The 21,967-nt window shown below is 68.3% G+C and carries 20 protein-coding genes; 9 read left to right on the plus strand and 11 right to left on the minus strand.

Features of this window, described 5'->3' with window-relative positions; all coding sequences use genetic code 11:
• Nucleotides 1-73 precede the first annotated feature (73 nt).
• Nucleotides 74-1,753: an RluA family pseudouridine synthase gene (locus DB31_RS17280; RefSeq protein ID WP_044188872.1), complete on the plus strand. Its 1,680-nt coding sequence runs from the start codon at nt 74-76 to the stop codon at nt 1,751-1,753.
• Nucleotides 1,754-1,868: 115 nt separating this feature from the next.
• Here the strand turns inward: DB31_RS17280 and DB31_RS17285 are convergent, their stop codons facing one another.
• Nucleotides 1,869-5,318 (minus strand): VPA1262 family protein, encoded by a 3,450-nt coding sequence (locus tag DB31_RS17285; protein WP_044188875.1) that lies wholly within the window; start codon nt 5,316-5,318, stop codon nt 1,869-1,871.
• A 14-nt stretch (nt 5,319-5,332) separates the two neighbouring features.
• Nucleotides 5,333-5,920, minus strand: a complete 588-nt coding sequence (locus DB31_RS17290; protein WP_044188877.1) for a hypothetical protein — start codon at nt 5,918-5,920, stop codon at nt 5,333-5,335.
• 244 nt (nt 5,921-6,164) lie between these two features.
• Here DB31_RS17290 and DB31_RS17295 point away from each other — a divergent pair, with 244 nt between their 5' ends.
• Nucleotides 6,165-7,532, plus strand: coding sequence for a class I adenylate-forming enzyme family protein (locus DB31_RS17295; RefSeq protein ID WP_044189970.1), 1,368 nt, complete (start codon nt 6,165-6,167; stop codon nt 7,530-7,532).
• A gap of 1 nt (nt 7,533) precedes the next feature.
• Here DB31_RS17295 and DB31_RS17300 read toward each other — a convergent pair whose 3' ends face one another.
• The 6 genes from DB31_RS17300 to DB31_RS17325 are packed head-to-tail and all read right to left on the minus strand — an operon-like array spanning nt 7,534 to nt 12,617.
• Complete coding sequence (locus DB31_RS17300; RefSeq protein ID WP_044188879.1) at nt 7,534-8,544, minus strand: ketoacyl-ACP synthase III; 1,011 nt, start codon at nt 8,542-8,544, stop codon at nt 7,534-7,536.
• On the minus strand, nt 8,541-9,296 hold the full coding sequence (locus DB31_RS17305; protein WP_044188882.1) for an SDR family NAD(P)-dependent oxidoreductase: 756 nt from the start codon (nt 9,294-9,296) through the stop codon (nt 8,541-8,543). Before DB31_RS17305 ends, DB31_RS17300 begins: the two co-directional genes overlap by 4 nt.
• A complete protein-coding gene (locus DB31_RS17310; RefSeq protein ID WP_083968397.1) occupies nt 9,293-9,553 on the minus strand; it encodes an acyl carrier protein in 261 nt (86 codons plus the stop codon). The genes DB31_RS17305 and DB31_RS17310 overlap by 4 nt, the downstream gene beginning before the upstream one ends.
• A 19-nt stretch (nt 9,554-9,572) precedes the next feature.
• Entirely contained in the window at nt 9,573-10,622 is a 1,050-nt protein-coding gene (locus tag DB31_RS17315) for a 3-oxoacyl-ACP synthase III family protein (RefSeq protein ID WP_052420035.1), read from the minus strand.
• Complete coding sequence (locus DB31_RS17320) at nt 10,619-11,422, minus strand: hypothetical protein (RefSeq protein ID WP_044188888.1); 804 nt, start codon at nt 11,420-11,422, stop codon at nt 10,619-10,621. The genes DB31_RS17315 and DB31_RS17320 overlap by 4 nt, the downstream gene beginning before the upstream one ends.
• A 22-nt stretch (nt 11,423-11,444) precedes the next feature.
• The gene (locus DB31_RS17325) at nt 11,445-12,617 is read right to left on the minus strand and encodes a zinc-binding dehydrogenase (protein WP_052420036.1); all 1,173 of its coding nucleotides are present in this window, start codon (nt 12,615-12,617) and stop codon (nt 11,445-11,447) included.
• A gap of 268 nt (nt 12,618-12,885) precedes the next feature.
• On the opposite strand from DB31_RS17325, the gene DB31_RS17330 reads away from it, so the two are divergent.
• From DB31_RS17330 to DB31_RS17340, 3 genes are all read left to right on the plus strand, one after another.
• Nucleotides 12,886-13,512: a DUF2378 family protein gene (locus tag DB31_RS17330; protein ID WP_044188890.1), complete on the plus strand. Its 627-nt coding sequence runs from the start codon at nt 12,886-12,888 to the stop codon at nt 13,510-13,512.
• A 66-nt stretch (nt 13,513-13,578) separates the two neighbouring features.
• A complete protein-coding gene (locus tag DB31_RS17335; protein WP_157232026.1) occupies nt 13,579-14,745 on the plus strand; it encodes a GNAT family N-acetyltransferase in 1,167 nt (388 codons plus the stop codon).
• Nucleotides 14,746-14,826: 81 nt separating this feature from the next.
• Nucleotides 14,827-15,513 (plus strand): suppressor of fused domain protein, encoded by a 687-nt coding sequence (locus tag DB31_RS17340; RefSeq protein WP_044188895.1) that lies wholly within the window; start codon nt 14,827-14,829, stop codon nt 15,511-15,513.
• 47 nt (nt 15,514-15,560) lie between these two features.
• Here DB31_RS17340 and DB31_RS17345 read toward each other — a convergent pair whose 3' ends face one another.
• A complete protein-coding gene (locus DB31_RS17345) occupies nt 15,561-16,343 on the minus strand; it encodes a hypothetical protein (RefSeq protein WP_157232027.1) in 783 nt (260 codons plus the stop codon).
• A 216-nt stretch (nt 16,344-16,559) separates the two neighbouring features.
• Between DB31_RS17345 and DB31_RS17350 the strand changes: the two genes are divergently transcribed.
• Together DB31_RS17350 and DB31_RS17355 are read left to right on the plus strand one after the other, a co-directional pair.
• Nucleotides 16,560-17,021: a response regulator gene (locus DB31_RS17350; protein WP_240486739.1), complete on the plus strand. Its 462-nt coding sequence runs from the start codon at nt 16,560-16,562 to the stop codon at nt 17,019-17,021.
• Nucleotides 17,002-17,895, plus strand: coding sequence for an ATP-binding protein (locus tag DB31_RS17355; protein WP_240486740.1), 894 nt, complete (start codon nt 17,002-17,004; stop codon nt 17,893-17,895). The genes DB31_RS17350 and DB31_RS17355 overlap by 20 nt, the downstream gene beginning before the upstream one ends.
• Nucleotides 17,896-17,899: 4 nt before the next feature.
• On the opposite strand, the gene DB31_RS17360 is transcribed toward DB31_RS17355, so the two are convergent.
• On the minus strand, nt 17,900-18,529 hold the full coding sequence (locus DB31_RS17360; RefSeq protein WP_052420037.1) for a DUF3014 domain-containing protein: 630 nt from the start codon (nt 18,527-18,529) through the stop codon (nt 17,900-17,902).
• Nucleotides 18,530-18,861: 332 nt separating this feature from the next.
• Between DB31_RS17360 and DB31_RS17365 the strand changes: the two genes are divergently transcribed.
• Nucleotides 18,862-19,938 carry an enolase C-terminal domain-like protein gene (locus tag DB31_RS17365; RefSeq protein ID WP_044188903.1) on the plus strand — a complete coding sequence of 359 codons (1,077 nt, stop codon included), beginning with the start codon at nt 18,862-18,864 and terminating at the stop codon, nt 19,936-19,938.
• Nucleotides 19,939-19,941: 3 nt separating this feature from the next.
• Here DB31_RS17365 and DB31_RS17370 read toward each other — a convergent pair whose 3' ends face one another.
• Entirely contained in the window at nt 19,942-21,144 is a 1,203-nt protein-coding gene (locus DB31_RS17370) for a S41 family peptidase (RefSeq protein WP_052420038.1), read from the minus strand.
• A gap of 153 nt (nt 21,145-21,297) precedes the next feature.
• Here DB31_RS17370 and DB31_RS17375 point away from each other — a divergent pair, with 153 nt between their 5' ends.
• Entirely contained in the window at nt 21,298-21,936 is a 639-nt protein-coding gene (locus DB31_RS17375) for a response regulator transcription factor (protein ID WP_044188904.1), read from the plus strand.
• The last annotated feature ends 31 nt before the right edge of the window (nt 21,937-21,967 follow it).

Genomic DNA, 21,967 nt, shown 5'->3' on the forward strand with positions numbered 1-21,967 from the left:
TCAGGCAAGCTGGCAAGCCAGGTGCGTGACTGCCGAACCTGTCCTCCCGTGATTTCGTGGTATCGGGAAAGACGTGGAGACGCGCCCCACCCTCTTCGAGCCACAGCCGGACCCTCGCTCCGTCTCCGAGGCCTTTCCGAGCCCGTTCGATGAGCTGGGTCCCTCCGCGCTGGCCCGCCGCGCCGCGGAGGTGATGCAGGCGGAACTCCGAGGAGGCCTCATCGCCCCCGGGCTCCCGGCGGCGCTGCTCGATGGACCCGAGGGCGGCAAGATGTTCGGCGTGCTGGTGGTGCGAGAGCCCGGCGGCCGCGTGGGCTTCCTGCGCTCCTTCTCCGGCATGCTCGCGGGGCGGTGGGAGGTCGAGGGCTTCGTCCCCCCCCTCTTCCACCGCACCGCCCGGGAGCAGGTGGAACCGGCGGGGGAGGCCACGGTGAAGGCACTGCTCGCCCGCTTCGAGGCGCACCAGTCCTCGGAGGAGCTGCGAGCGGTCCGCTCCGCGTACGCGTCCCAGGAGGCACGCCACGCCGAGGAGCGGGCAGCGCTGCGAGCCCGGCACGACGCGAACCGGAAGCGGCGCCACGTCCGGAGGGCGGAGCTGGAGGCATCTGTCACGCTCACGGAGGCGGAGCGGCACGAGGCCCTCCATGCGCTGGACCAGGAGAGCCGGGGAGACAAGGCGGAGAAGCGCCGGGCCGACGCCGCACAGGAAGAGGAGCGACGGGCGCTGCTACCCCAGAAGGTGAAGCAGGAGCGGCGCCTGCGATCCCTGGAGCGCCTCCGGCAGAAGGTCTGCCGTGAGCTGATGAAGCGGATCCACGACACCTACGAGGTGCCCAACGCACGAGGCGAGCACCAGCCCTTGCGAGCCCTGTACGGCGTTGGGGAGCCGCCCTCGGGTGCTGGAGACTGCGCGGGGCCCAAGCTGCTCGCCTACGCCTTCCGGAACGGGCTGCGTCCGCTGGCCCTGGCCGAGTTCTGGTGGGGCGCGCCACCACCTGCGGGAGGACGCATCGCCGGAGCGTTCTATGCGGCATGCCAGGACAAGTGTGGGCCGCTGCTCCCGTTCATGCTGGAGGGCCTGGAAGTCGCGCCTCCTCGGACGTTCGCACCGCCAGCGGTGGTGGCAGATAACCTGTCCATCGTCTTCGAGGATCCGTGGCTGGTGGTGGTCGACAAGCCCGCGGGGCTGCTCTCGGTGCCTGCACGCGACACGTCCGTGACGGACTCCGTGCTCGCACGGCTGCGCGCCCGGTATCCCCGCGCGATGGGGCCGCTCCTCGTACACCGGCTGGATCTAGACACGTCCGGGCTGCTCGTCGCGGCGCTCGACCCGGAGACGTACGTGGACCTGCAGCGGCAGTTCACAGGCCGCGAGGTCCAGAAGCGCTACGTGGCGTGGCTTGCGGGGGACGCCCGAGGTGAGCGGGGCACCATCGACTTCCCCATGCGCGTGGACCTGGAGGACCGGCCCCGGCAGATCTACGACCCCGTGCACGGCAAGGCCGCCGTCACCGAGTGGCAGGTCCTCGAGCGCCGCGGCGGCCGCACCCGGGTGGCCTTCTTCCCGCTCACGGGCCGAACCCACCAACTTCGCGTGCACGCGGCGCATCCGCTCGGCCTCGGTGCGCCCATCGTCGGAGACCGGCTCTACGGGCACGAAGAGGGTCGCCTGCACCTGCACGCGGAGGCCCTTTCGTTCCGGCACCCCAAGACAGGGCAGCAGCTCTCATTCGAGCGGCCTGCCCCCTTCTGAGCAACGTCTCGGCCAGAAGCCCACTCGCACCTGAGGCGAAGGGAAGCGTTGTTCGGCGGCCCCAGCATGTCCACGCTCGCGCGAGGACGCCGTGGGCCGCCTCAGTATGGGCGGGTCACGGAAGAGATGTTGCACGCCCCAATTGTTCCGACACCTCGTTTCGAAACTCCTGCAGGGCTACGGTGTGTCCCTTCGGAGCCCTCTCCAGGAGAGGCTGGATGAGCTGCAGGAGTTCCCGCCAAGGTTCTAGCTCCGCCGCTGGAAGTTCGGCGCTTCCCGCCAGAAGAATGAGCCCGGCGGTCGCCCATACCCACTCGAGTTCATCTCTGGCTCCTGACCAACGTGTGTAGTCTCGAGAACGGGCGAATGGCACGGCGAGTTGTCGCCGCGCCTTGTCGACGACCGCGCGTATGGCCTTGAGCTGCGCCTCTCGTGCTTCTCTCGTTGCGCGGACCAAGCTCCAGGCGACGGCCTCGGACAGGTCGGGGTCCTCGTGCTGGTTGAACATGTAGGAGCGCGGCTCCGTCCCGATGAGACTCTTCAGTCGGGTCTCCAGAAGCGTTCCCCAGTGCTTCAGGACGTCATCCCATGTCAGCTTTCCCGCGGTGACAAGGGGCGCGAGGAGTTCTTGGGTGGTGGACAGCGCCCACCCGGCCTCACCGGGGCCTCCGAGCCGGGAAACGAGCGGGAGTTGCTGGGCTCCCTCCGGAGAGGGAGGCCAAAGAGCGATGAGCGCATCGAAGAGCTGCATGCGCACTGTGCGCACGTCCTCCGTCTCTTGGAAGTCGTTGCGGTTGGCTTGCACTCGCAGCTCGCTCGTCATCTCGGCGAGTGCAACGAGTCGCTCCGTGAGTTCCAGTTGCTGAAGCTGCTGAAGGGCGTCCGAAACGGTAGCGGCGTGGGCCACGCGAGCAGTCGCGAGCGCGCGCATGAAGGGGATCGAGGAGCGGAACATCCGAGAGGTGAGTGCTCCTCCATTATCATCATGAAGCGCGTCCACGATGGCCCCGAGGGCAGGAAGCAAGACATGCATCGCCGCCACATGGGCGGGGTCATTGCTGTGTCTCTGGGCCTCCGGGGGGAGGCGGACGGCCACTTGTTCGACGACACCCACCAACCTCTCGGGGGCAACCTCCGCCAGGTCATTCACTGCGCTGCGGACCGAGCGGTTCTGCTCCCCATAGTAGCGGAAACGATACGAATCCAGGGACTGCGCATCGTCCAGCACCTGGGCATAGGGGCGAAAGAAGAGGTGGCCGAGGCCAATGGCTCCCGGGTCTAGCGCTACGCCTTTCGTCCCGAATGGGGCGTCGCGCCACGGAGCGCTCGCGAGCAGTTGCTCAAGCCGTGAAGCCAGGCGTGGCATGCGCCGCGCGAGTTCCTCCTCGAACGCGCGCCTTTCCCCCTGCAGCTCCGCCCTCCAGGAAGAAAGGGCCATCCAGAGCCTCAGGAAGGTCGCTTCGTCGGCCGTGATCATCTGCTCAATGAATGGGTCCAGGACCTGGAGTGCGGCGGGTGATGGCTCATAGCGGCCATTCACCAGGAGGTGAGCCGCTTCGAGCGAGGTCCGGAGCCTCATCTCATCGAGACCTTCAAGCGCGGGGTCACCGAGCAAGCGTGAGAAGAACAGCGCCGCGTCTGGAACGCCCTTCGGGCCCGGCTGCTGCAGGCGCCCCTTGCGCTCCGCGCCCGACGCGAAGAGGGTGACGAGCTGCGCGTTGGGAACCACTTGAGGATCCGCAGCACGAAGAGCTGCGATGTACTCTCCCACGGACTCGAGCGTGTCGGGCGGGATGGGGACCACGAGCAAAGGTGCGTTCCTGGTGGCCCCCTGAAGCGAGTTGGAGAGTACGAACCCCTTCACCAACTGCGCTTCATCTCCGTAGACCAGGATATAGCGATCATGGAAAAGCTCGTCCCGGTTATTCCCCTTGCTCTGCAGATCGAGGACGGTGAGTCGAAGCTGCGCCAGAACTCCCAGGAGGTTCTTGCATGTCTCCGGGATGCGCTCGCGTCTGGGCTTCTTCTTGGGCTCTCCCTTCGGGCTCTCATCGTCCTTGGACGGCACCTGTGTATTTGTCAGGACGACATACTCCGCCTGCGTACCCCGTGCCCGTCCGAGGAACTCGTAGATGCCGACGTCATCGAAAAAAGGGTCCACGATGACGAACGCAGTGGCGGACGCGTCGTCGGTCAGCTCACGGAACCATTCAACGAACCCGAGAAGCCCGGGCCCCTCCTGCTTGTCCCATCCTTTGGGAAAGAAACGCGCTTCGGAGCGCTCCGGAAAGAGCCGTGCGGCCAGTGCACTCGCGGCCTGCTCCGCCAGCTCGCGCGAGGACCGCTTTCCAGTGGAGCTGATTCGATAGGAGACCTGGTCGATGGCTCTCACCTTCGCGGCGCGCTCTTTGACTTGCTTGTGCGCCCGTTCCATGGACTGGGTCCATGGGGTCTCCAGGTGGCCTTTCAGGCCCGAGACACCCATCCCCATGGACATCTCTCGGATGAGAGGGCTGTCACTTTCGAACCAGATGTGTGCGTTGTCGTTCTTGTCGAGGTACCAGATGGTCACGAGGATTCGGGTCAGTTCACTGGTGCAGGGGAACTCCAGCAGCGGCCCTCCGACGGACGTATGCCGGCACTCGTCATGGGCGACCTCCTCTCCATAGTAGAGCCGACACCGCGCTAGGAGGCGCGTGCCGGTGGGGAGAGGACCCGGGTGCACGCTGACCTGCACGGCCTTGGCAATGATTTCGTCGTCCTCGTCACGTTCGCGCCGCGTGCGGACCGTCACGAACTTGTTCTCGAAGACATCGGTCGCACTCGGGCATATCCACTCGATGTCGCCGAGACGCTTGGCATCCGCTCCAGTGAAGACGAGTCCCGTTTCGCTCTCGAGGTACTCGAGGCAGCCGCGCGCGAGATCATCCGCACCCGGGAGGGTGTCGCGAGTCGGGCGAGCGCCCGGAGGTGGTGAGCCTGGGCCCCGTTGCTTCACCCACAGTTCGATCTTCCTCGCATCGGTCACCGCGCAACTGCGGACAGGACTCGATGAGGAGGGGCTGGTCAGCGGTTGCCGTGTGCGGACGCGCGACGGCCCGGTCACACTTGGCGAGAGAAAGCGGATGGGGCCCGGCGCATATCGGCGGGCGACCGCTCCGGCATCCTCGCCCAAGCGGAGCTCTCCAAAGAACTCGGGGGCCGAGAGGCCAGCCACGGCACAGCTCTCGGAGAGCGTGCGAGCCTCCCCCAAGCCTTTGAGGACCGCGTTGACATGCCGAGGAAGGGCCGTGAGTGTGAGCCGAACCATGCGGTACTCGCCAGCCGTGGCGCTCCCAGGCTCCAGCTTCTTCCAGTCGGGTTTGGTTGCGGCCCAATGGCCCGTCACCTCCCCGGGTGACGGGACGACCCAGCCGTAGAGCAGTCGCGTCTCGCTGCCGGTAGGCAGGTGCAGTTCGAGCAGCCACAGGCTCAGCTGCGCGAGGGTGCCGGAGCTGTCGGAGGCCAGGGCACGAAAGCGCGCGTCGTCGGCGAGGAGAGCGAGGTGTTGGGCAAAGGGATTCATGGTTCTCCGCTTCTCTAGAGGCCGTTGCGGGAGGGAGCCAGTTCCGTCCTGACGAGTTCGATGCGCATGATGGCCGCCGAATTGCGGACACAGAGATGAATATGCGAATGCGAGGTGTGTCCGGACTCGGGGTAGAGCGAGTTGCCCTCAAGATAGATTCCACGCAGGGTGTCGACCGGACGATCAAGCCCATCGCAGAGCAGATTGAAGACCAAGCAGTCGAGAGTACGCCTCTTCCCACGATTGGTGGGGGTGGGCTCTCCGCGCGCCTGGTACTCCCGCTCGATCTCCGCATAGGCCGCTTTAAGGAGCGAGTCGAAGTCCTGGCTTGGCAGGTTCACGCACGTGCCGAGCCGAATGGAGGCTTTCACCACGCCAATGGCCTCACCGGGAAACCGATCGTACGCCCACTGAATGGCCCGCTTTTGCGACTCCTCCCAGAAGTAGATGCCGTCGCCTAACCAGTCGTAGGGATTACGGCTCGGATGCATCTGCTGCTCGGCCACGATGAGATGCGCCTGCTCGGCCCGTGTGCCGTGGTAGCCGATGACGATGCGGTCCGGGTCCTGCTCCGGACTCTCTGGAAATGCGAAGAGCGGCATGGGGACGGTGAAGGAGAGCGGATAGCACCTTCAATAACCCACCGCTTACCCCTCAGCGCTCTCTAGCGATAGAGGTACCGGCCATTGAAGGAGTGCGCCCTCGCAGGTTCAGGGCCCCCCTCCTACACGGGTTCAAGTCCCGTGGCCAAGCCCTAGGCCCGAGGGCGCGACAGCCCCCCTCTGTACGCTGCCCCTCGGAGCCACCGAGGTACGCACGGCTCCTGAGGAGGCACTCTTGAGCTCCGTGTACGCCTTCACCCAGGCCGGCACCACGACGGCCCTCACCGTGGGAGGCGAGGCCCTCTCCTTCCACGAGCTGCGGCGCGAAGTCGAGGCACGCAAGCAGCGCCTATCGGGCCTGCCACCAGGGATCGCCATCCTCCGGGCGAACCGAAGCTGGAAGTTCATCGCCAACTTCCTCGCCTTGTACGAGGCGGGCCTCCCTCAGGCGGTCTTCGCTCCTGAGTGGACCCCCTCGGAGGCGGAGATGCGCCGGCGGACGCTCGGGTGCTGCTTCGAGCTGGATGAGGACCTGGGCGCCAGCTGGCAGAGCGCGTCATCCTCGCCTCAGCACCACCCGGACACCTCACTGGTGCTGTTCACGTCGGGCAGCACGGGGGCTCCTCGTGCCGTGCAGCTCTCTCGCTGGAACATCGAGGCGAATGTCGCTGCCGTCCTGAAGTCCTTGGACTTCTCCACGGCGCGCACGCAGACCCTGTTCCTCCCGCTCTCATACTCCTTTGGGCTGCTGGGCCAGCTCCTGCCCGCGCTGGCGATAGGCCTGCACACGGAGCTACTCGGCAACCTCGTGGAACTCAAGGCCCGGCTCGAAGAGGCACGGCCCATCGGCATGATCAGCGGCGTGCCCTCACACTATGAAGCGCTGCTGCGCCTGCTCGGGTCCGGGTCCACGCTGGGAAAGGGTGTCACCCACGTGGTCTCAGCGGGCGCGGCGATGCCCCTGCCCCTGCGTCAGCGCCTGCTCCAGGCGTTCCCTTCGAGCCGCATCTACACGAACTACGGCCAGACGGAGCTGTCCCCGCGAGTCCTCTGCCTGCGCAGCGACCACCCGGCCTTCTTGAGCAGCGCCACGGGCTTTCCCGTGGGCAATCTCTCCGTGAAGCTCACCGCCCAGGGAGAGCTGTGCGTGCGCGGGGATCAAGTGATGCTGGGCTACCTCGGTGCTTCCGAGGCCACGCGCGAGAAGGTCCAGGACGGCTGGCTCCATACCGGGGACGTGGCGGAGCTGAGTCCCGATGGACTGGTGACAATCCTGGGGCGCAACGACGAGCTGCTCAAGGTGGGCGGCGAGCGCCTGAGTCCCTTCGAGATCGAGGCGGCCCTGCGCGAACTCCCGGGCGTCGAGGAGGCCGCCGTGTGGGGACGGGAGGACCCGCTGTACGGGACCACCCTCACGGCCTTCCTGCAGTTCCGCTCGGGAGCACCCTGCCCTCCCAAGCGCGAGCTGCGCCAGGCGCTGCGTGAGCGCCTGTCCGTGCACAAGGTCCCGGCCGACTTCTACCGGGTGAGCCAGCTTCCCAGGACGGCGAACGGGAAGCTGCAGCGCCACCGGCTCGCGGAGTGCGTGCGGCCCGAGCACCGCATCGACTGAGCTACAGGCTTCGGAGGAGCGCGCAAGCCGAGGCCCCCCCCGCCCCGGCCGAGATGAGCAGGATGCGCTGCCCAGGCTGGAGCGGCAGCTTCTCCTTGAGGTGCGCCAGCGCGATGCCCACGCTGGCCCCCGAGGTGTTGCCGGTGAACTGCACGGTCTCCACCACCTTGGCCCGGTCCGCGCCCAGCTTGTCCGTCATGGTCCGGATGAGGTGCAGGTTGGCCTGGTGGGGCACGAACCAGTCCACGTCGGCCAGCGTCAGCTCCAGGCGGCGCAGGAGCCTGGCCGCCGCAGTGGACATGTTGTCCACGCCCTTCATGAACAGCGTGGCCCCGTGCTCCATCTTGAGGAACACCTTCGCCGGGTCGGTGTTCTGGTGGTGGGGCAGCCGGGAACCGCCCGCGCGGATGGCGATGATGTCCGCCATGGAGGCATCCGCTGCCAGCTCGCTCGCGATGAGCTGGAAGTCCGCCTGCTCGCGGTTCCGAGAGACCAGACAGCTCGCGGCACCGTCTCCAAACAGCGCGGTGGTCGCCAGATCCTCCTTGTTCAGAAACTTGGAGCGGATGTCCGCAGCGATGACAAGTTGATCCGTGTCCGAAGCCTGCGCGAGCCCCGCCGCGACATGCACCGCACTGGTGAAGCCCGCACAGGCGGCGCTCAAGTCGAGCACGCCCACTCCATCCAGCCCGAGCTTGGGGAGAATCAACGGAGAGCTGGGAGGCGTGGGGAAGTCGCCGGAGACGGTGGCCAGCAGCAGCTGGGTGATGCGCTTCCGGTCGATGCGGTAGTCCTCCAGCAGGCGCGTGGCTGCGGCCGCGGCGATGTCGCTGCAGGCCTGGCTGTCCTCGACCCAGTGCCGTTGCTCGACGCCGGTGCGGTGAGTGATCCAGCTAGGACGCGCGCGCGTGCCCATCCAGTCGAGCACGTCCTGGTTGGTAACGACGCGCTCGGGAAGCCAGGCCTTGGGCCCGAGCAGGTACACCGGCTCCGCAGGTCTCATGAAGCTCATGGACGCAACACTCCTTCCATCCGGAACATCGGCAGACCACCTGTGACGTCGAGCACTGCTCCATTGATGTACTGGTGCGCGGATAGCAGGGGATCGAGCACCTCGCCCACGTGCTCGGGCTCGCCCAGCGTGCCTTGGGGGATGACTCCGCCCATCCGCTCCACGTAGTTCGGCCGGGACCAGTACTTCTTCGTCCGCGTCGTCTTGTAGATGCCCAGCCGGACGGTGTTGGACAGGATGTTGAGCGCGCCGTAGTCCACCGCGAGGTTGCGCACCAACCCCTCCAGCGCGGACTTGCACAGCACGTAGGCGCCGTAGCGCCCAGTCCCGTTGACCGTCGAGACGCTGGAGATGAAGACGATGCGCCCGTACCGAGCCTCCACCATGGACGGCAGCACGCGGCGCAGCAGCCAGAGGTTCCCCATCAAGTTGGCCTGGACGTCCGCCTCGAGCGCCTCTTGAGGCAGCTCGTGGAAGCGGTGCAGCGGTGGCCGCCGCGTCCACGCGTTCAGCACGAGCCCCTGGAGCCCTCCCGCGAGCACCGGGGCCAGGGCCGGCTCGCTCACAGCCGGAGCAGACAGGTCCAGCACCAGGCCACGAGGCTCCAGCCCCTCCGCCTTGTACCGGGCCAACGTCTCGGCAAGAGACTCCTCGGAGGAGGCCGTAACGAACACCTCATCACCCAGCGAGAGCCGGCGGCGCACGATGGAGCGGCCAATGTCCGAGCCGCCGCCCGTGACGAGTACCCTCATGACGCGCCCAGCCTCCGCATCCAGCCTGCCAGCGCATCGAGGTCCCGGAAGTACTCCTCGGAGAACTCGTGGCCGGAGATGCGCAGCGAGAACTCCTTCTCCAAAGCCGCCACGGAGAGCACCATCATCAGGCTGTCCATCCCATACAAGGACAGCTCCTCGGACGGGCTGGTCGGCAGCTCCGCCATGCCCGCAGCGCGCAGCGCCTTGCTGATCCGCTCGAACAGTTCCATCGCTTGCTCCACCCTTTCCGTCATCCCAGTCTCCGGCCGTGGCTCAGCACTTCACCCAGTGCTGCATGGCGTAGGACAGGCCGCCGCCCACGCTCATCAGCAGCACCTCGTCTCCAGGCTCGAACAGGCCCTGCTCCAGCGCCTCGGACAGCGAGAACAGGACGGAAGCGCCGCCGATGTTGCCGAAGCGGTCCGCGCTCCAGACGAGGCGCCCCGTCAGACCGCTCTCCTGGCAGACCTGCTCGATGAGCTTCCGGTTGATCTGGTGGGCCACCACCCAGCGGATGCGCTCCAGGCCGCGCCCCTCGGGGAACAGCGCCCGCAGCATCTCCTTGTAGCGCCGCAGGGCCTCCTCCCGGAGCCGCGTGCCATCCCCCGCCATGAAGTAGCCGCCCTGCGCCAGCGTCTCCCTGTCCGGAGGCAGCTTCCCCGGCGTGGTGTACAGGTCCACCAGCATGCCGTCGGTGGCGTAGAGGCACTGGCGGATCTCGAAGTCGGGCGAGGCATCCTCTCGCCGCAGCCACAGCGCCGCGCCTCCGTCCGCGAGGATGAACCAGGTCTCCTTGAGCTCCGGGTTCATCACCTTGGAGAGCGTCTCCGCGCAGCTCACCATCACGTTGCGGTAGCCGCTGCCCAGCAGCGCCACCGCCAGATGCAGGCTGGCCAGCGAGGTGGAGCAGCCCGCCTTCAGCTCCCAAGCAGAAGCATGGCTGTCCAACCGTCCCAGGATGGCCGCAGCCTGCGAGCCCGTGTAGCGGCTCGTGGTCGTCGTGCCATGGATGAAGGCCTGCACCTCGGAGCCACCACTCACCCCGAGCGCCTGCCGCACAGCCTTCAGCGACAGCAGCTCACTGGTCTCCTCGCTCGGCGGAGGGGCCGCTCCATCAAAGCGAGGCATCCGCGCGAGGTACCGCTGGCTGAAGCCCAGCCGCGACGCCAGCTTCCGGCCGAGGGCCTCCAGCGCCTCGGGGGACCGCCCCTGCTGCTCGGGATCCAAAGCGAGCAGCTCGGCGTTGGACACGGGCCGCTCTCCGGGCCAGGAGCGTCCATGCCCCAGCACCTTCACGCCCAGGCGTGGCTCGAGAACGATCACGGCGCACGCTCCTCGGGACGAGGCTCGGGACGGGGCTCGGGGGGCGGGGCCTCCTGCTTCCGAGCCGGGTTGAAGTGCTCCCACTCGAAGTTCTCGAGCCGCGAGTCCTCGGGCAGGGTGTCCTTCATGAGCCGGTTGTGCATGCCAATCCAGCTCCGCGAGCCGATCGTCGTCCGGGGACCGACCAGGGTGCCGGTGCCCAGGAAGACGTTGTCGCCAATGTCCACGGTCCCCAGCATCACCTTGTCCCCGAGGAACATGTGTCCGAGGACGAAGACGTTGGCGCCCATCGTGCAGCCCTTACCGATGCGCAGCAGCGGGTAGTCCGCCAGCAGCGCGAAGATGGACGAGTTCACCCCGTAGGCGATGCGCGCGCCCATGGCCCGCCAGTAGAGGTACTTGGTCAGGTAGAAGGTGAAGAAGAACGGCTGGAGCCCGGCAATGCGCACGGCATGCCCCAAGCACAGCGTCATGTACCAGGCGAGGTAGTCCCGGGACATCTCCATCTTGTACGTGCCCGGCCGCATGCGAGGGATGCACAGGCGGATGATCCAGCACGCCGCCAGGAACGCTCCGGCCAGCACCGCGGGCGCCAACATGGCCCACAGCACGAAGCCGAGCCGATCCCAGCTCCACCGCAGGTAGCTCACGAAGGCGGCCCACGCCGCCAGCCCAGGTGTCAGCGAGAAGCTCATCGTGATGAAGTCCACGAGGAGCACCCGCGTGAAGCCGAAGGCCTGGGACTGATGTTTGAACTTCTGCCGAGCGGTGCTCAGCGAAGCGGTCGCGCTGTCCGTCATAGGTCCTCAGGGCCCTGCGGGCTCACGGCTCGGGGTTGACCTGGAAGAGGGGGAAGTAGGAGGCGACGCGGCCCTGCTCGAAGTCCCGCGCCAGTTGGGGCACCTCCTCCCAGGCGTAGACGCGCTCTCCAAGGATGGGGGGCATCCACCCGGCCTCCTCGGCAAAGCCCACCGCCGCGACGGCATCCGCGTAGCGCGCGTAGTGGGTGTTGATGTGCTGGTGGCGCAGCGTGCACTCGGTGGAGCGCGAGACGTTGATGAGCTCCGCCCCCAGCTTCCACCCGGCCGAGGTAATCACTCCCTGCCGCCCCAGCGCCTTGAGCGAGGCCTGCAACAGCGGCGCGCCGATGTGGTCCAGGAAGATGGAGACATCCTGGCTCCGCCCGGCCTCACGGACTCGCGTGAGGAACTGCTTCTCCGACTGCGTGTAGCGCTGCCGGTACGCGGCGTCCGCCTCGAAGCGGGCCGTGTCCAGCATGAGGTCCGGAAACTCCCGCCGATCGATGGGGATGATTCCCACGGACTCCAGGTGCTTCAGCCGCTCCTCCAGCGAGGCGACCATGGCCACCCGGCACCCGGCGTACTTGGCCAGCTGGAGCTGCGCATAGGAGACGCCTCCGCCCCAGCCCACCACGAAGGGGTTTGGACAATCCGCCTCGCTGACCTGGAGGCGGAAACAGCCATAGGCGAGCCTCCAGTTGGACCACGCGGTGATGTACCGCAGCGAGAACGCCGCCCACTGCTTCAGCGAGTGGCGGCTGTGGGGCGGAAGAGGGATGAGCACGTGCTGGGGCAGCCGCGTCCGCCGGGCCAGCAAGCCCATGGTGCGGCTGGCGTCATACGCGAGCACCTTGACCGTGTAGCCGTGCGCGTCCGCCTCGGCGTTGCAGAACACCAGGCACCTGTCTCCGGGCCGCACACGGGTGACGGCGCTGCCCGTCTCCAGCACCTGCACCACGCCCGCGTTGCCGATGACCACTTTGTCCTCGCGACGCAGCCGGCAGATGTCCACGGGCACGCGCTGGAGGGCGTGCCCCATGTTGCCCTCCCAACAGCCATAGATGGGCGCTGCCAGCACCTCCTCCGGGCCCAGCTCTGGAATGGCGAAGGACTCGTGGACCAGCTCCGCCGGAACGGGCGGCCCTCCGCGCTGCCGCTCCCCCCGATGAAGAACCCAAGCCTGAGTCTCCAACATGGCGCCTCCTCCGCATTTTCGAGGTTTCCCGCGAATCCCAACCAGGCATGGATGTTCATGAATCCTGATTCACGTCTCAAGAACACCACGGATGAGGATCCGTGCGGCCTGCGTCACACCGTGGTGGGTTTCCGAGCGGGAGCGCCGGCGCAACTACCCTCCAGGGCAGTTCCCGAAGCATTCGCCTCCTCGCGCGCCCAACGGAGTTGCGCCTGGGCGCGTTCTCCGTGGAATAATGCATCCCTCGTCACAGGAGCCCTCTCCCGCCATGCCCTCCACGAATGTGATCCCAACACCTCCGGGAGGCGTGGAGGCGGATTACGAGCGGCGCATCCAAATGACGACCCCGGAGGACACAGCGCGCGGCTTGTTCTTCAACGGCGTGCTGTCCGCCGTCGTGTCCCTGGGAGGGGATGCGGCCCTGAAGCAGTGCCACTCCCAACTGAACGACAAGCGCTTCGAGAAGCGCTTCACCGACTTCGCCAGCTACCCGGTGGCCGACTTCCTGCGGCTGGCGCTCGCCGCCACCCGGGTGCTCAGCCCCAAGCTCGGGGGCTCGGAGCTCACCCAGCAGCGGCTGGGCGGCCAGGCCACCCATGACTTCCTCAGCTCCATGGCGGGCCGCACGCTGCTGCTGCTGTCAGGGGATTCCCCCAAGCGGCTGGTCGGCAACCTCGCCTCGGGGTACCGCTCCGCGGTGAGCTACGGCGAGCGCATCGTCTCCATGCAGGGGGACCACGCCGCCCGCGTGGTGATGAAGCGCGACTTCATGCTGCCGCTCTACAACGAGGGCGTGCTCAAGGCGCTGCTGGAGTCCGTCCACGCCAAGGACGCGCAGGTGCGCGCCAAGCCTCTCGGGCAGCTGGACTGCGAGTACGAGCTGTCCTGGAGCTAGCAGCGCCCGGCCCCTCGGCTGCTGGAGGCCCGGCGCACGGCGGAGGACCGCGTTAGAACTGTGCCCGTGACTGCTCCCTCCCTTCGCGTCAAGGTGCTCGACTCCATCACGGACCTTCCCGCCGCGCAGTGGGACACCCTGGCGGGCCCTACCGCGCCCCCCTTCGTGAAGCATGACTGGCTGACGGCCATGGAGGAGAGCGGCAGCGCCCGCATGGAGACCGGCTGGGCGCCTCACCACCTGACGCTCTGGCGAGGCAAGACGCTCGTGGCCGCCTCGCCCGCCTACCGGAAGTACCACAGCATGGGAGAGTACATTTACGACTTCTCCTGGGCGCAGGCCGCCGCGCGCATGGGCGTCGAGTACTACCCGAAGCTCGTCATCGGCGCGCCGCTCTCCCCCGCCACCGCCCCGCGCTTCCTGGTGGCCCCGGGCGAGAACGTCCGCGAGGCGCGCCACGCGCTCGTGGAGGCCGCCATCGAGAGCGCCCGCGAGGAGAACTGCTCCTCCATCCATGTGCTCTATCCCACCGAGGACGAGGCGGACTTCCTGGAGCAGTCCGGCATGGCGCGGCGGATGACGCTGCAGTTCCACTGGAAGAACCCGGGCTACCGCACGTACGACGACTACCTGGCGCGCTTCAGCTCCAAGCGCCGGCACCAGCTGCGCAGGGAGCGCGGCGCCGCCGAGGAGCAGGGCATCACCCTGCGCACCCTTCAAGGCGAGGAGCTCACCGCAGAGCACGCGCGGCGGGCCCACGCCTTCTACGCGGCCACGTGCGAGCAGTTCGCCTGGGGCCAGGTGCAGCTCACCCCGGACTTCTTCGCCCGCGTGTTCCGCACCATGCCCGAGGCCATGCAGATGGTGGAGGCCTCGCACGGCAAGAAGGTGATTGCCGGCGCCTTCAATGTAGCCACGCCCGAGCGGCTCTATGGGCGCTACTGGGGCTGCTTCGAGGAGCACCCCTTCCTCCACTTCCACGTGTGCCTGTACCACTCGGTGGATGAGTGCATCCGGGCGGGCCGCCAGGTGTTCGAGCCCGGCGCGGGTGGCGAGCACAAGATTTCGCGCGGCTTCGAGCCCACAGCCGTGCACAGCGCGCACCTCATCTTCGACCCGAACCTGAACCGCGCCATCCGCGACTTCCTGCGCCGGGAGAAGGCCCACCTGGCTCCCGCCGTGGCCGAGGCAGAGAAGCTGGCGGGCCTCAAGCCCTGGCCCCTGGCTGGCTAGCCGCTCCCCGGCCCGTCCAGGAGACGTTTGGTGAATTTACGAAGTTGTGAAACCGGTCAGGCCCTTTAGAGTCCGCCTCATATGAAAGCGCCCGAGACGGAAGAGGACTTCGTCCAATGGTATGAGGACTGCTGGGCCGATCGCGACGAGGTGGAGTACCCGAAGCTCTTCGGGGCCATCAGCGATGACGTCTACACCTTGGAGCAGACAGGTGCTCTGCAAGCGTGGCTCGAGACCGACCTGGCCCAGGTCCAGGAGCTGGATCCGAACTGGGACCCCATGGGCGTGCGAGTGGCTCCGCCCAGCGAGAAGTTCCCGTACTGGTCCTACGTGACGAGCGGCCTGTCCAACCCGTTCACCGTGGCCCCGGGCGCCGAGGTGGCCCCGGACGCCCCGAGCGGCATTGGCTACGAGATGGTCATCCACACGCCCGAGGAGGCGCAGTGGCCGGTGCTCCGGCTGCTGGACATGATGGCCTACAACCTCGTGTGCCTGCGCGCCTTCGCGATGGGCCACCGCTATCCGGTGGAGGGCTCGCTCACCGGCGGAGAGTCGAAGCTCAACGGCTTCGTCTTCGTGAAGGATCCGTCGCGTGCCGCTGAGTTCACCCTGCCCTCGGGCAAGGTGCAGCTGCTCACGCTGGTGGGCGTCACCAAGAACGAGATGGCCTTCAGCCGCTCCAACGGCGCGGACAAGCTGATGGCCAAGCTCGTCCAGGCGGGCACCGGCTACATCACCCACCCGGAGCGGGAAGAAGTGAAGCTGTAGGCTTCAGGGGAGGCGAGGCGGCCGGGGCTCCCCGGCCGCGCTCACGCTCAGGAGGCGCGCAGGCTCGGCACCGGCAGCCGCGGCAGGTCCAGCTTCGGCAGCTTGAGCGTCTTGCGCAGCTCCTCGCCCGCGCGGCCCAGCGTCTCCGCCGTCTTGCCGCCCAGGCGCGCCACGTCGTCCGGGTTCAGCTTGCCGATCTTCGCGGCGATCTGCTTCACGCCTTCCTTGCCGAGCAAGTCCCTCAGCTCCGGCGTGGCGGCCAGCTTCACCTGATCCTGCGCGGAGAGGTTCAGCACGCCCGCTTGCACGCACGCCTGCGAGAGCGCCTCGGAGGTGAACTTCTTGAAGGCCTCGGGGTCGCGCTCCAGCTGAGCGAAGCCCGCCGGGTCCGCAGCGCGCTTCTGCTCCACGGCGTCCTGCAGCCCCTTCACCGCGCGGTCACGCCACGCCAGCCCCGCGGGCTGCAAATCCTTGGCGCCCAGGCTGCTGAGCTTCTCCAGCGAGCGCTGGCCCTGGCCCTGGTACAGCTCCGGCGCCACCGCGTCCGGGTTGCGCCGCGCGAAGTCGTCCGCGCGCTGCCGGAAGTAGTCGGCGCTGGGCGTGCGCACCTCGGTGGGCAGCGAGCGTCCGGCCGCAGGGCCTGCGGCCCGGCCAGCGCCACCCGCGCGCGAGGCTTCGAATCCATCACCCGAGACTGAGGTCTGCCGCGTCGGTGCCTCGGAGCTCCGGGCCGTGGTGGCCGGTGCTTCCTTGGCGGTTGCAGGCTTGGTTGTTGCTGTTTCTGCCTGCTGGGGACTTCTTAAAGGCCCTCCTGAGCCGTTGACGCGCATGACACTACTCCTCAATCTGGTTCGGCCCATCTCTGAAGGCATGGGCGGGTGATCCTCGAATCCATTGTCGCACCAGTCCGCGGGAAGTTGCTCGCGATCAGCCGCGAAAACTTCCCGGAGTGTCGCCTCCCAGGCTCGGACCATGTAGCACAATGTAGGCACGCCCTTGGGAAAGAGAGGGGCCGCCCGGGGATGGGGCCTGTACGATAGGCAGCGGTGAGGAAGCGCCGTGGCTTGCGGCGTGGCGTGGTGGAGATCGAGCCTGTCCTCGCGGGCTCTCGACGGGGGGTGGACGTGGAACGGGTGTTGGTGCTCGAGGACGACAACGACCTGAGGACGCTGCTGTGCGAGCTGCTGGTCGCCTCGGGCGCGGCGGCGTGCGTGAGCGCCGGGTCCGTGGAGGCCATGGTCCGCCAGAAGGAGCAGGTGCTGGGGTGCGAGCTGGCCCTGCTGGATGTGAACCTGGGCGCACAGGCTGCCAGCGGCTTGGACGCCTATCATTGGCTGCGGGAGAACGGCTTTGGGGGGCGTATCGTCTTCCTGACGGGCCATGCCCGCTCCCATCCCTTGGTGCGCCAGGCGCACGCGCTGACCCAGGCGCAGGTGCTGTCCAAGCCCATCGACGCGAAGGTACTCATGGCACTGGTGGGGAAGGGCGATGGCTCGCGTGGCACCTAGCCCGGCCCGGCTCCAGGTGACGGATGAACAGCGCGCCCGAGCGTGGTGGGGCGCGTTGTTCGCCACCGCGATGACGCTGCTGGGCGAGGTGGCCTACCTCTTCATCGACTTGCGGGTGCACCCGGACGACCTGACGCTGCCGGTGCTCCGGGCCCTGCACGCGCTGGAAGCGGCGGGGCTGCTGGCGCTGCTGGTGGCCCGGCGTGGGACGGCCTCCCCGGAGCTGGGCGCCGGGGTGTTCACCGCGGTGGCGCTGCCGTACCTCCTCATCTTCGCCGTGGCGGAGGTGGCCATGGCGGCGCTGGGGCACCCGTGGATGCCGCTGACGGGCCACCGGCTGCTGATGCTGGGCATTGGCCTGCTGGCACCCACGGGGCTGATGCTGGGCATTGGCCTGATTGGGGCGTTCGCGCTGGAGGGGGTGCTGCTCTGGTACGGCCTGGCGCTGGCCGAGCGGCTGGACATGCCGTGGGAGCCGTGGATCACCCTGGTGTGGGGCGGCACGGCGTGCGGGCTGCTGGTGTTCCGGGTGCGGACACAGCGCATCGAGCAACGGCTGCAGCGGGCGCGCGCCGAGGCCGAGTCCCTGGAGCGGGTGGCGCGGCTGTTCCTGGCGATGCGGGATGCAGCCAACACGCCGCTCCAGTCCCTGGGGGTGGGCGTGAGCCTGCTGCAGCAGCGCGCGCCGGAGAACGCCGCCCTGCTCGTGACGATGGAGCGGGCGCTGACGCGGCTGCGCTCGCTCACCCAGCGCATGGCGATTGCCGATCCGCTGCTGGACTGGGACTCCCACGAGGAGTCCATCGATGCCGAAGAGGTCCTGCGCAGCCTGGAGGAGTCGCTCCAGCGCGAGCTGGAGCGGCGGCGGCACTAACCGCTCAACGCCGGGCCAGCTTCAGGTCGAGCGCATCGGACAGCGCTCGCAGCTTCTCCTGCACTCGCGCGACGTTCTTGGGCCCCATGCGCAGCAGATGCTTCTGGGCCGGAGTGAGCGCCTCAAGCGACGTGTCCTTGTAGGCCCACACCGCGCCGCGTGGCACCACCTCCGTGTCACCGCGCACCACGGGCACCTCGAGCAGGGTCTGAATGGAGCGCTGGAGCGCCTGATCAAAGCGTGCTCCTGGGGGCGCCAGGATCGCGTAGGCCGCGGAGAGCGCCGGACGCAGGGCTGAATAGGCTCGGCCCGTCGCCTCCACATCCAGCGAGCTCACCACGCGGGCCACGGTGTCGTAGCGCGCGTAGCTCGCGGCGGAGATGAAGGTCCCTGTCTTGCGCTCCTCCACCTTGAAGCTGCCCTGCGGCGCCAGGAAGGAGAGCGGCTCGCGAGGGCTGTGGCCCTCGGAGACAGCGGCCACCGCGGCGGCGATGCGGTCGACGAGCCCGCTCGCTTGCAGCCACCGCGCGTATTCGGGATCCGAGGACAAGGACTCGAGCAGCTCCAGAGGAGGACGGGTGTGGATCGGCGCCACCGGAGCCTGCGGCACCGCAGCCACGGGGGGCGGGGCCATGACTGGAGGGGAAAGTGCAGCAGGGCTGGAGCCGGGCTGACTCCACCACACGGCTCCGGCCACCAGCCCTCCCACCGTCAATACTCCCAAAGCAACGAGGGCGAGGTTTCGGGCGCGCACCGGGGCGGGCGTTGCATTCTGCGAGGGTGAGGGTGGCAAAGAGTCATTCATGGTGGCGGCCTCTCAGAGGGGAGATGGGCTGTGGAATGCAGCCACTTCAGAAGGAAGCACGCGGCGTGCCGTCCACGAGCCCCCGCAATGCGGGCCGGTTTCCGCCTTTCAGTTCGCTCGGCGAGGGGGCTAGGGTGCATCCGTCTTTCACCTCTGCCCTCATGCTCCCCACTGCCATCACCGCGCTGACCGCTGAGCCGTTGGATCTTCCCCTCACCGAGCCCTTCGCCATCGCTACCGGGGCGCAGCACGTGGCGCACAACGTGCTCGTGCGCCTCACGCTGGCCGATGGCACCACCGGCCTGGGCGAGGCCGCGCCCTTCACTGCCGTCAGTGGAGAGACCCAGGCCCGGACGCTCGCTGCCATCCAGTCCATGCGCGAGCGGCTCATCGGTCAGGACGTCCGCGCCTGGCGCCCGCTGTCTGTGTCCCTCACCGAGGCGCTGCCCCATGAGCCCTCGGCCCGCTGCGGATTGGAGACTGCCCTCCTGGATGCGTTGACGCGGCACCACCGCGTCCCGCTGTGGGTCTTCTTCGGTGGCTCCGGTACGGAGCTGGACATCGACATGACGGTGACGGCCGGGGACCGCGCGCACGCCATCTCCTCCGCCCGCGCCATCATCGCCCGGGGCATCACCACCCTGAAGGTGAAGGTCGGCGCCCTCCCCCCCGAGCAGGACGTGGAGCGGCTCATCGCCATCTATGAGGTGGCGCCCCAAGCGCGGCTGTTCGCCGATGCCAACGGCGGCTACACCGTGCCTCAGGCCCGCGCCTTCCTCGCCGGCCTGGAGCGGGCCAATGTGCCGCTCGCGCTGTTCGAGCAGCCCGTCTCCGCCGATGACATCACCGGCATGGCCGAGCTCACCCGCAGCTCCCGCATGCCCATCTGCGCCGACGAGTCCGCCCGCTCCGCCCAGGACGTACTGCGGCTCATCCGCGAGCGCGCCGCCAGCGGCATCAACATCAAGACCATGAAGTGCGGCGTCGTGGAGTCTCTCATGATGTGGCACCTGGCCCGTGCCTCGGGCATGGCGCTGATGATCGGCGGCATGGTGGAGAGCACGCTGGCCATGAGCCTGTCAGCCCACCTCGCGGCGGGCCTCGGCGGCTTCCACTACGCGGACCTCGATACGCCCCTCTTCATCGCCAAGCACCCGTTCCGCGGCGGGTACCACCAGCAGGAGTCCCGGGTGAGCATCGGGGATGTCACCGCAGGCCACGGCGTGGAGCTGGCGTAGGGCCTACTTCAGGCCCTCGGCCGGTCCGGGCGGGGGCTTGGCGGCCGCGGCCACCTCGAGCGCCTTCTCCAGCTGGGGATCCTTCCCCGCCGCGTACGGCAGCGCCTCGGGCACCTCGACGTCCGGAGTGACTCCGACGCCCTCCAGCCGCGTTCCATCGATGGTCACGTCCATCACCGCCAGATAGAACAGGTCCCCGTTGGACAGGCGCAGGGGCGTGCCCGCCAAAGCCGCGCCCGCGGTCCGCTCGCCCACCAGCTTGGCCATCTCGCGCTGCTTCATGGCGAACGCCACCAGCTCCTTGCCGCTGCGCGAGCCGCCGTTCACCAGCAGCACCACGGGCTTCACCCAGGAGCCCACCGACACCACCTGCTTGCCGTCCCGCGCCACGGACGTGAGCACCGGCAACCGCGTGTTGAAGAGGTTGAGGAAGTCCACGTTGCACCCGCCCCACCCATCCCGCAGGTCCACCACGAGCGCGTCCGCCTCCTGCCCCTTGCCGAGGATGTACTCGGCCAGCGCCTCCTGGTGCTCCGAGCCCGCGCACGAGTAGACGTACTGGTAGGCCACGCGCTTGCCGCCGCGCTCGAGGATGCGCGAGCTCTTCTCCTGCACCTCGAGCCACTCGGCCTTCGGGTCCACGCGGCGCGGCGTCACCGTCACCGTGAGCGGCCGTGCGCCCTTCGCCCGCTCCACCGTCACCTGCGTGGGCTTGCCGGTCCGGTCCTTCAACGAGCGCACCGGGTGGAAGGGCTTGCCCTCCACGCTCACGATGCGGTCTCCCCGCTTCAGGCCCGCCGTGTCCGCCGGCCCGCCCGGGAAGACGTGGCGCACGAAGAAGCCCTCGGGGCGCTCCACCACGTCCACGCCCATGCTCACGTACTCCACCTCCTTCAACTTCAGGAACGGCCGGAAGATGGACGAGAGCGCCACGAACCCCTGGCTCTCGCGCGGGTAGTACGCCGTGTGCGAGGCCTTCAAGTCCGCCAGCGCCTCGTTCGTGAGCCGCTCGAAGTCCTCCTCCGACTTCGCCGCCGCACCGTAGCCCTGGTGGCTCCGGGCCCACTCCACCCCCTTCTTCGCGTCGTAGAAGCGCTCGCGCACCTGGGCCACCACCTCGTCCCCCCGCTTCGCGTACGCACCGGCAGCCTGGGCCCCTGCGCTCGTGCTCACCAGCCAGAGCCCCACCGCAATCCAGCGTTGCATCCGTGTCTCCTCCCCTCTCGCTCGGGAGAGGCCGGCGGTGAGGGTACCCGCCTTCCTGTCCCCCTGCCCATGCCGGAGGTGAATGGGTGGAATGTGCGCTGGCGCACACGTGACCCGGCGAAGGCGGTCCCTCCCGGTTAATCATGGGGACTCGTGCTGGACTCACTCGACACGCCGCTCCGCCTCGCCCTCGTGGCCGAGGATCCGCTCGCTCGCGGGGCCCTCTCCCGGGCGCTCTCCGACCAGGGCGGCGAGGGCCTCACCCTGGCCGCGGCCGGGACGCTCGCGGAGCTGGAGTCCGCCCGCACCGAGCCTCCGGACGTGGTGCTGTGGGACGTGGGTCTGCGCCTCACCGGTGCCGAGGGACGCCTGGAGGCCCCGGACCTGGGCGCGCCCGTGCTCGCGCTCGTGCCGGAGGAGGCGGCCGCGGAGCTGGCCCTGGGCGCGGGGGCTCGGGGCGTGCTCTTCCGGGACGCCGCTCCTGGCGCATTGGTGGCCGCGCTTCGGGCCGTGGCCCAGGGGCTCGCCGTCTTCGAGCCCACGCTCTCCCCCGTGCGCGTGGCCCCGCGGGCCTCCGCCCCTCCCACCCCGCCTGAGGCCCTGACGCCTCGGGAACGCGAAGTCCTCGCGCTGCTGGCCGAGGGCCTCTCCAACAAGGCCATTGCCGACCGGCTCGCCATCAGCGAACACACCGCGAAGTTCCACGTCAACGCGGTACTCGCCAAGCTGGGCGTCCAGCGGCGGACTGAAGCCGTCGTCAGAGCGGCGCGCCTGGGTTTGGTGACGCTATAACTCCCGGGAGTGTCACCCGCGCGATCCGAAA

This window comes from Hyalangium minutum, assembly GCF_000737315.1.
GTDB lineage: Bacteria > Myxococcota > Myxococcia > Myxococcales > Myxococcaceae > Hyalangium > Hyalangium minutum.

Coding starts and splice junctions, on each gene's coding strand:
- DB31_RS17340 (WP_044188895.1), top strand. CDS start 14,827: ATGAAAGCGCCCGAGACGGAAGAGGACTTCGTCCAATGGTATGAGGAC.
- DB31_RS17300 (WP_044188879.1), bottom strand. CDS start 8,544: ATGAGCTTCATGAGACCTGCGGAGCCGGTGTACCTGCTCGGGCCCAAG.
- DB31_RS17310 (WP_083968397.1), bottom strand. CDS start 9,553: ATGACGGAAAGGGTGGAGCAAGCGATGGAACTGTTCGAGCGGATCAGC.
- DB31_RS17360 (WP_052420037.1), bottom strand. CDS start 18,529: ATGGCCCCGCCCCCCGTGGCTGCGGTGCCGCAGGCTCCGGTGGCGCCG.
- DB31_RS17305 (WP_044188882.1), bottom strand. CDS start 9,296: ATGAGGGTACTCGTCACGGGCGGCGGCTCGGACATTGGCCGCTCCATC.
- DB31_RS17290 (WP_044188877.1), bottom strand. CDS start 5,920: ATGCCGCTCTTCGCATTTCCAGAGAGTCCGGAGCAGGACCCGGACCGC.
- DB31_RS17370 (WP_052420038.1), bottom strand. CDS start 21,144: ATGCAACGCTGGATTGCGGTGGGGCTCTGGCTGGTGAGCACGAGCGCA.
- DB31_RS17330 (WP_044188890.1), top strand. CDS start 12,886: ATGCCCTCCACGAATGTGATCCCAACACCTCCGGGAGGCGTGGAGGCG.
- DB31_RS17325 (WP_052420036.1), bottom strand. CDS start 12,617: ATGTTGGAGACTCAGGCTTGGGTTCTTCATCGGGGGGAGCGGCAGCGC.
- DB31_RS17345 (WP_157232027.1), bottom strand. CDS start 16,343: ATGCGCGTCAACGGCTCAGGAGGGCCTTTAAGAAGTCCCCAGCAGGCA.
- DB31_RS17285 (WP_044188875.1), bottom strand. CDS start 5,318: ATGAATCCCTTTGCCCAACACCTCGCTCTCCTCGCCGACGACGCGCGC.
- DB31_RS17365 (WP_044188903.1), top strand. CDS start 18,862: ATGCTCCCCACTGCCATCACCGCGCTGACCGCTGAGCCGTTGGATCTT.
- DB31_RS17355 (WP_240486740.1), top strand. CDS start 17,002: ATGGCTCGCGTGGCACCTAGCCCGGCCCGGCTCCAGGTGACGGATGAA.
- DB31_RS17320 (WP_044188888.1), bottom strand. CDS start 11,422: ATGACGGACAGCGCGACCGCTTCGCTGAGCACCGCTCGGCAGAAGTTC.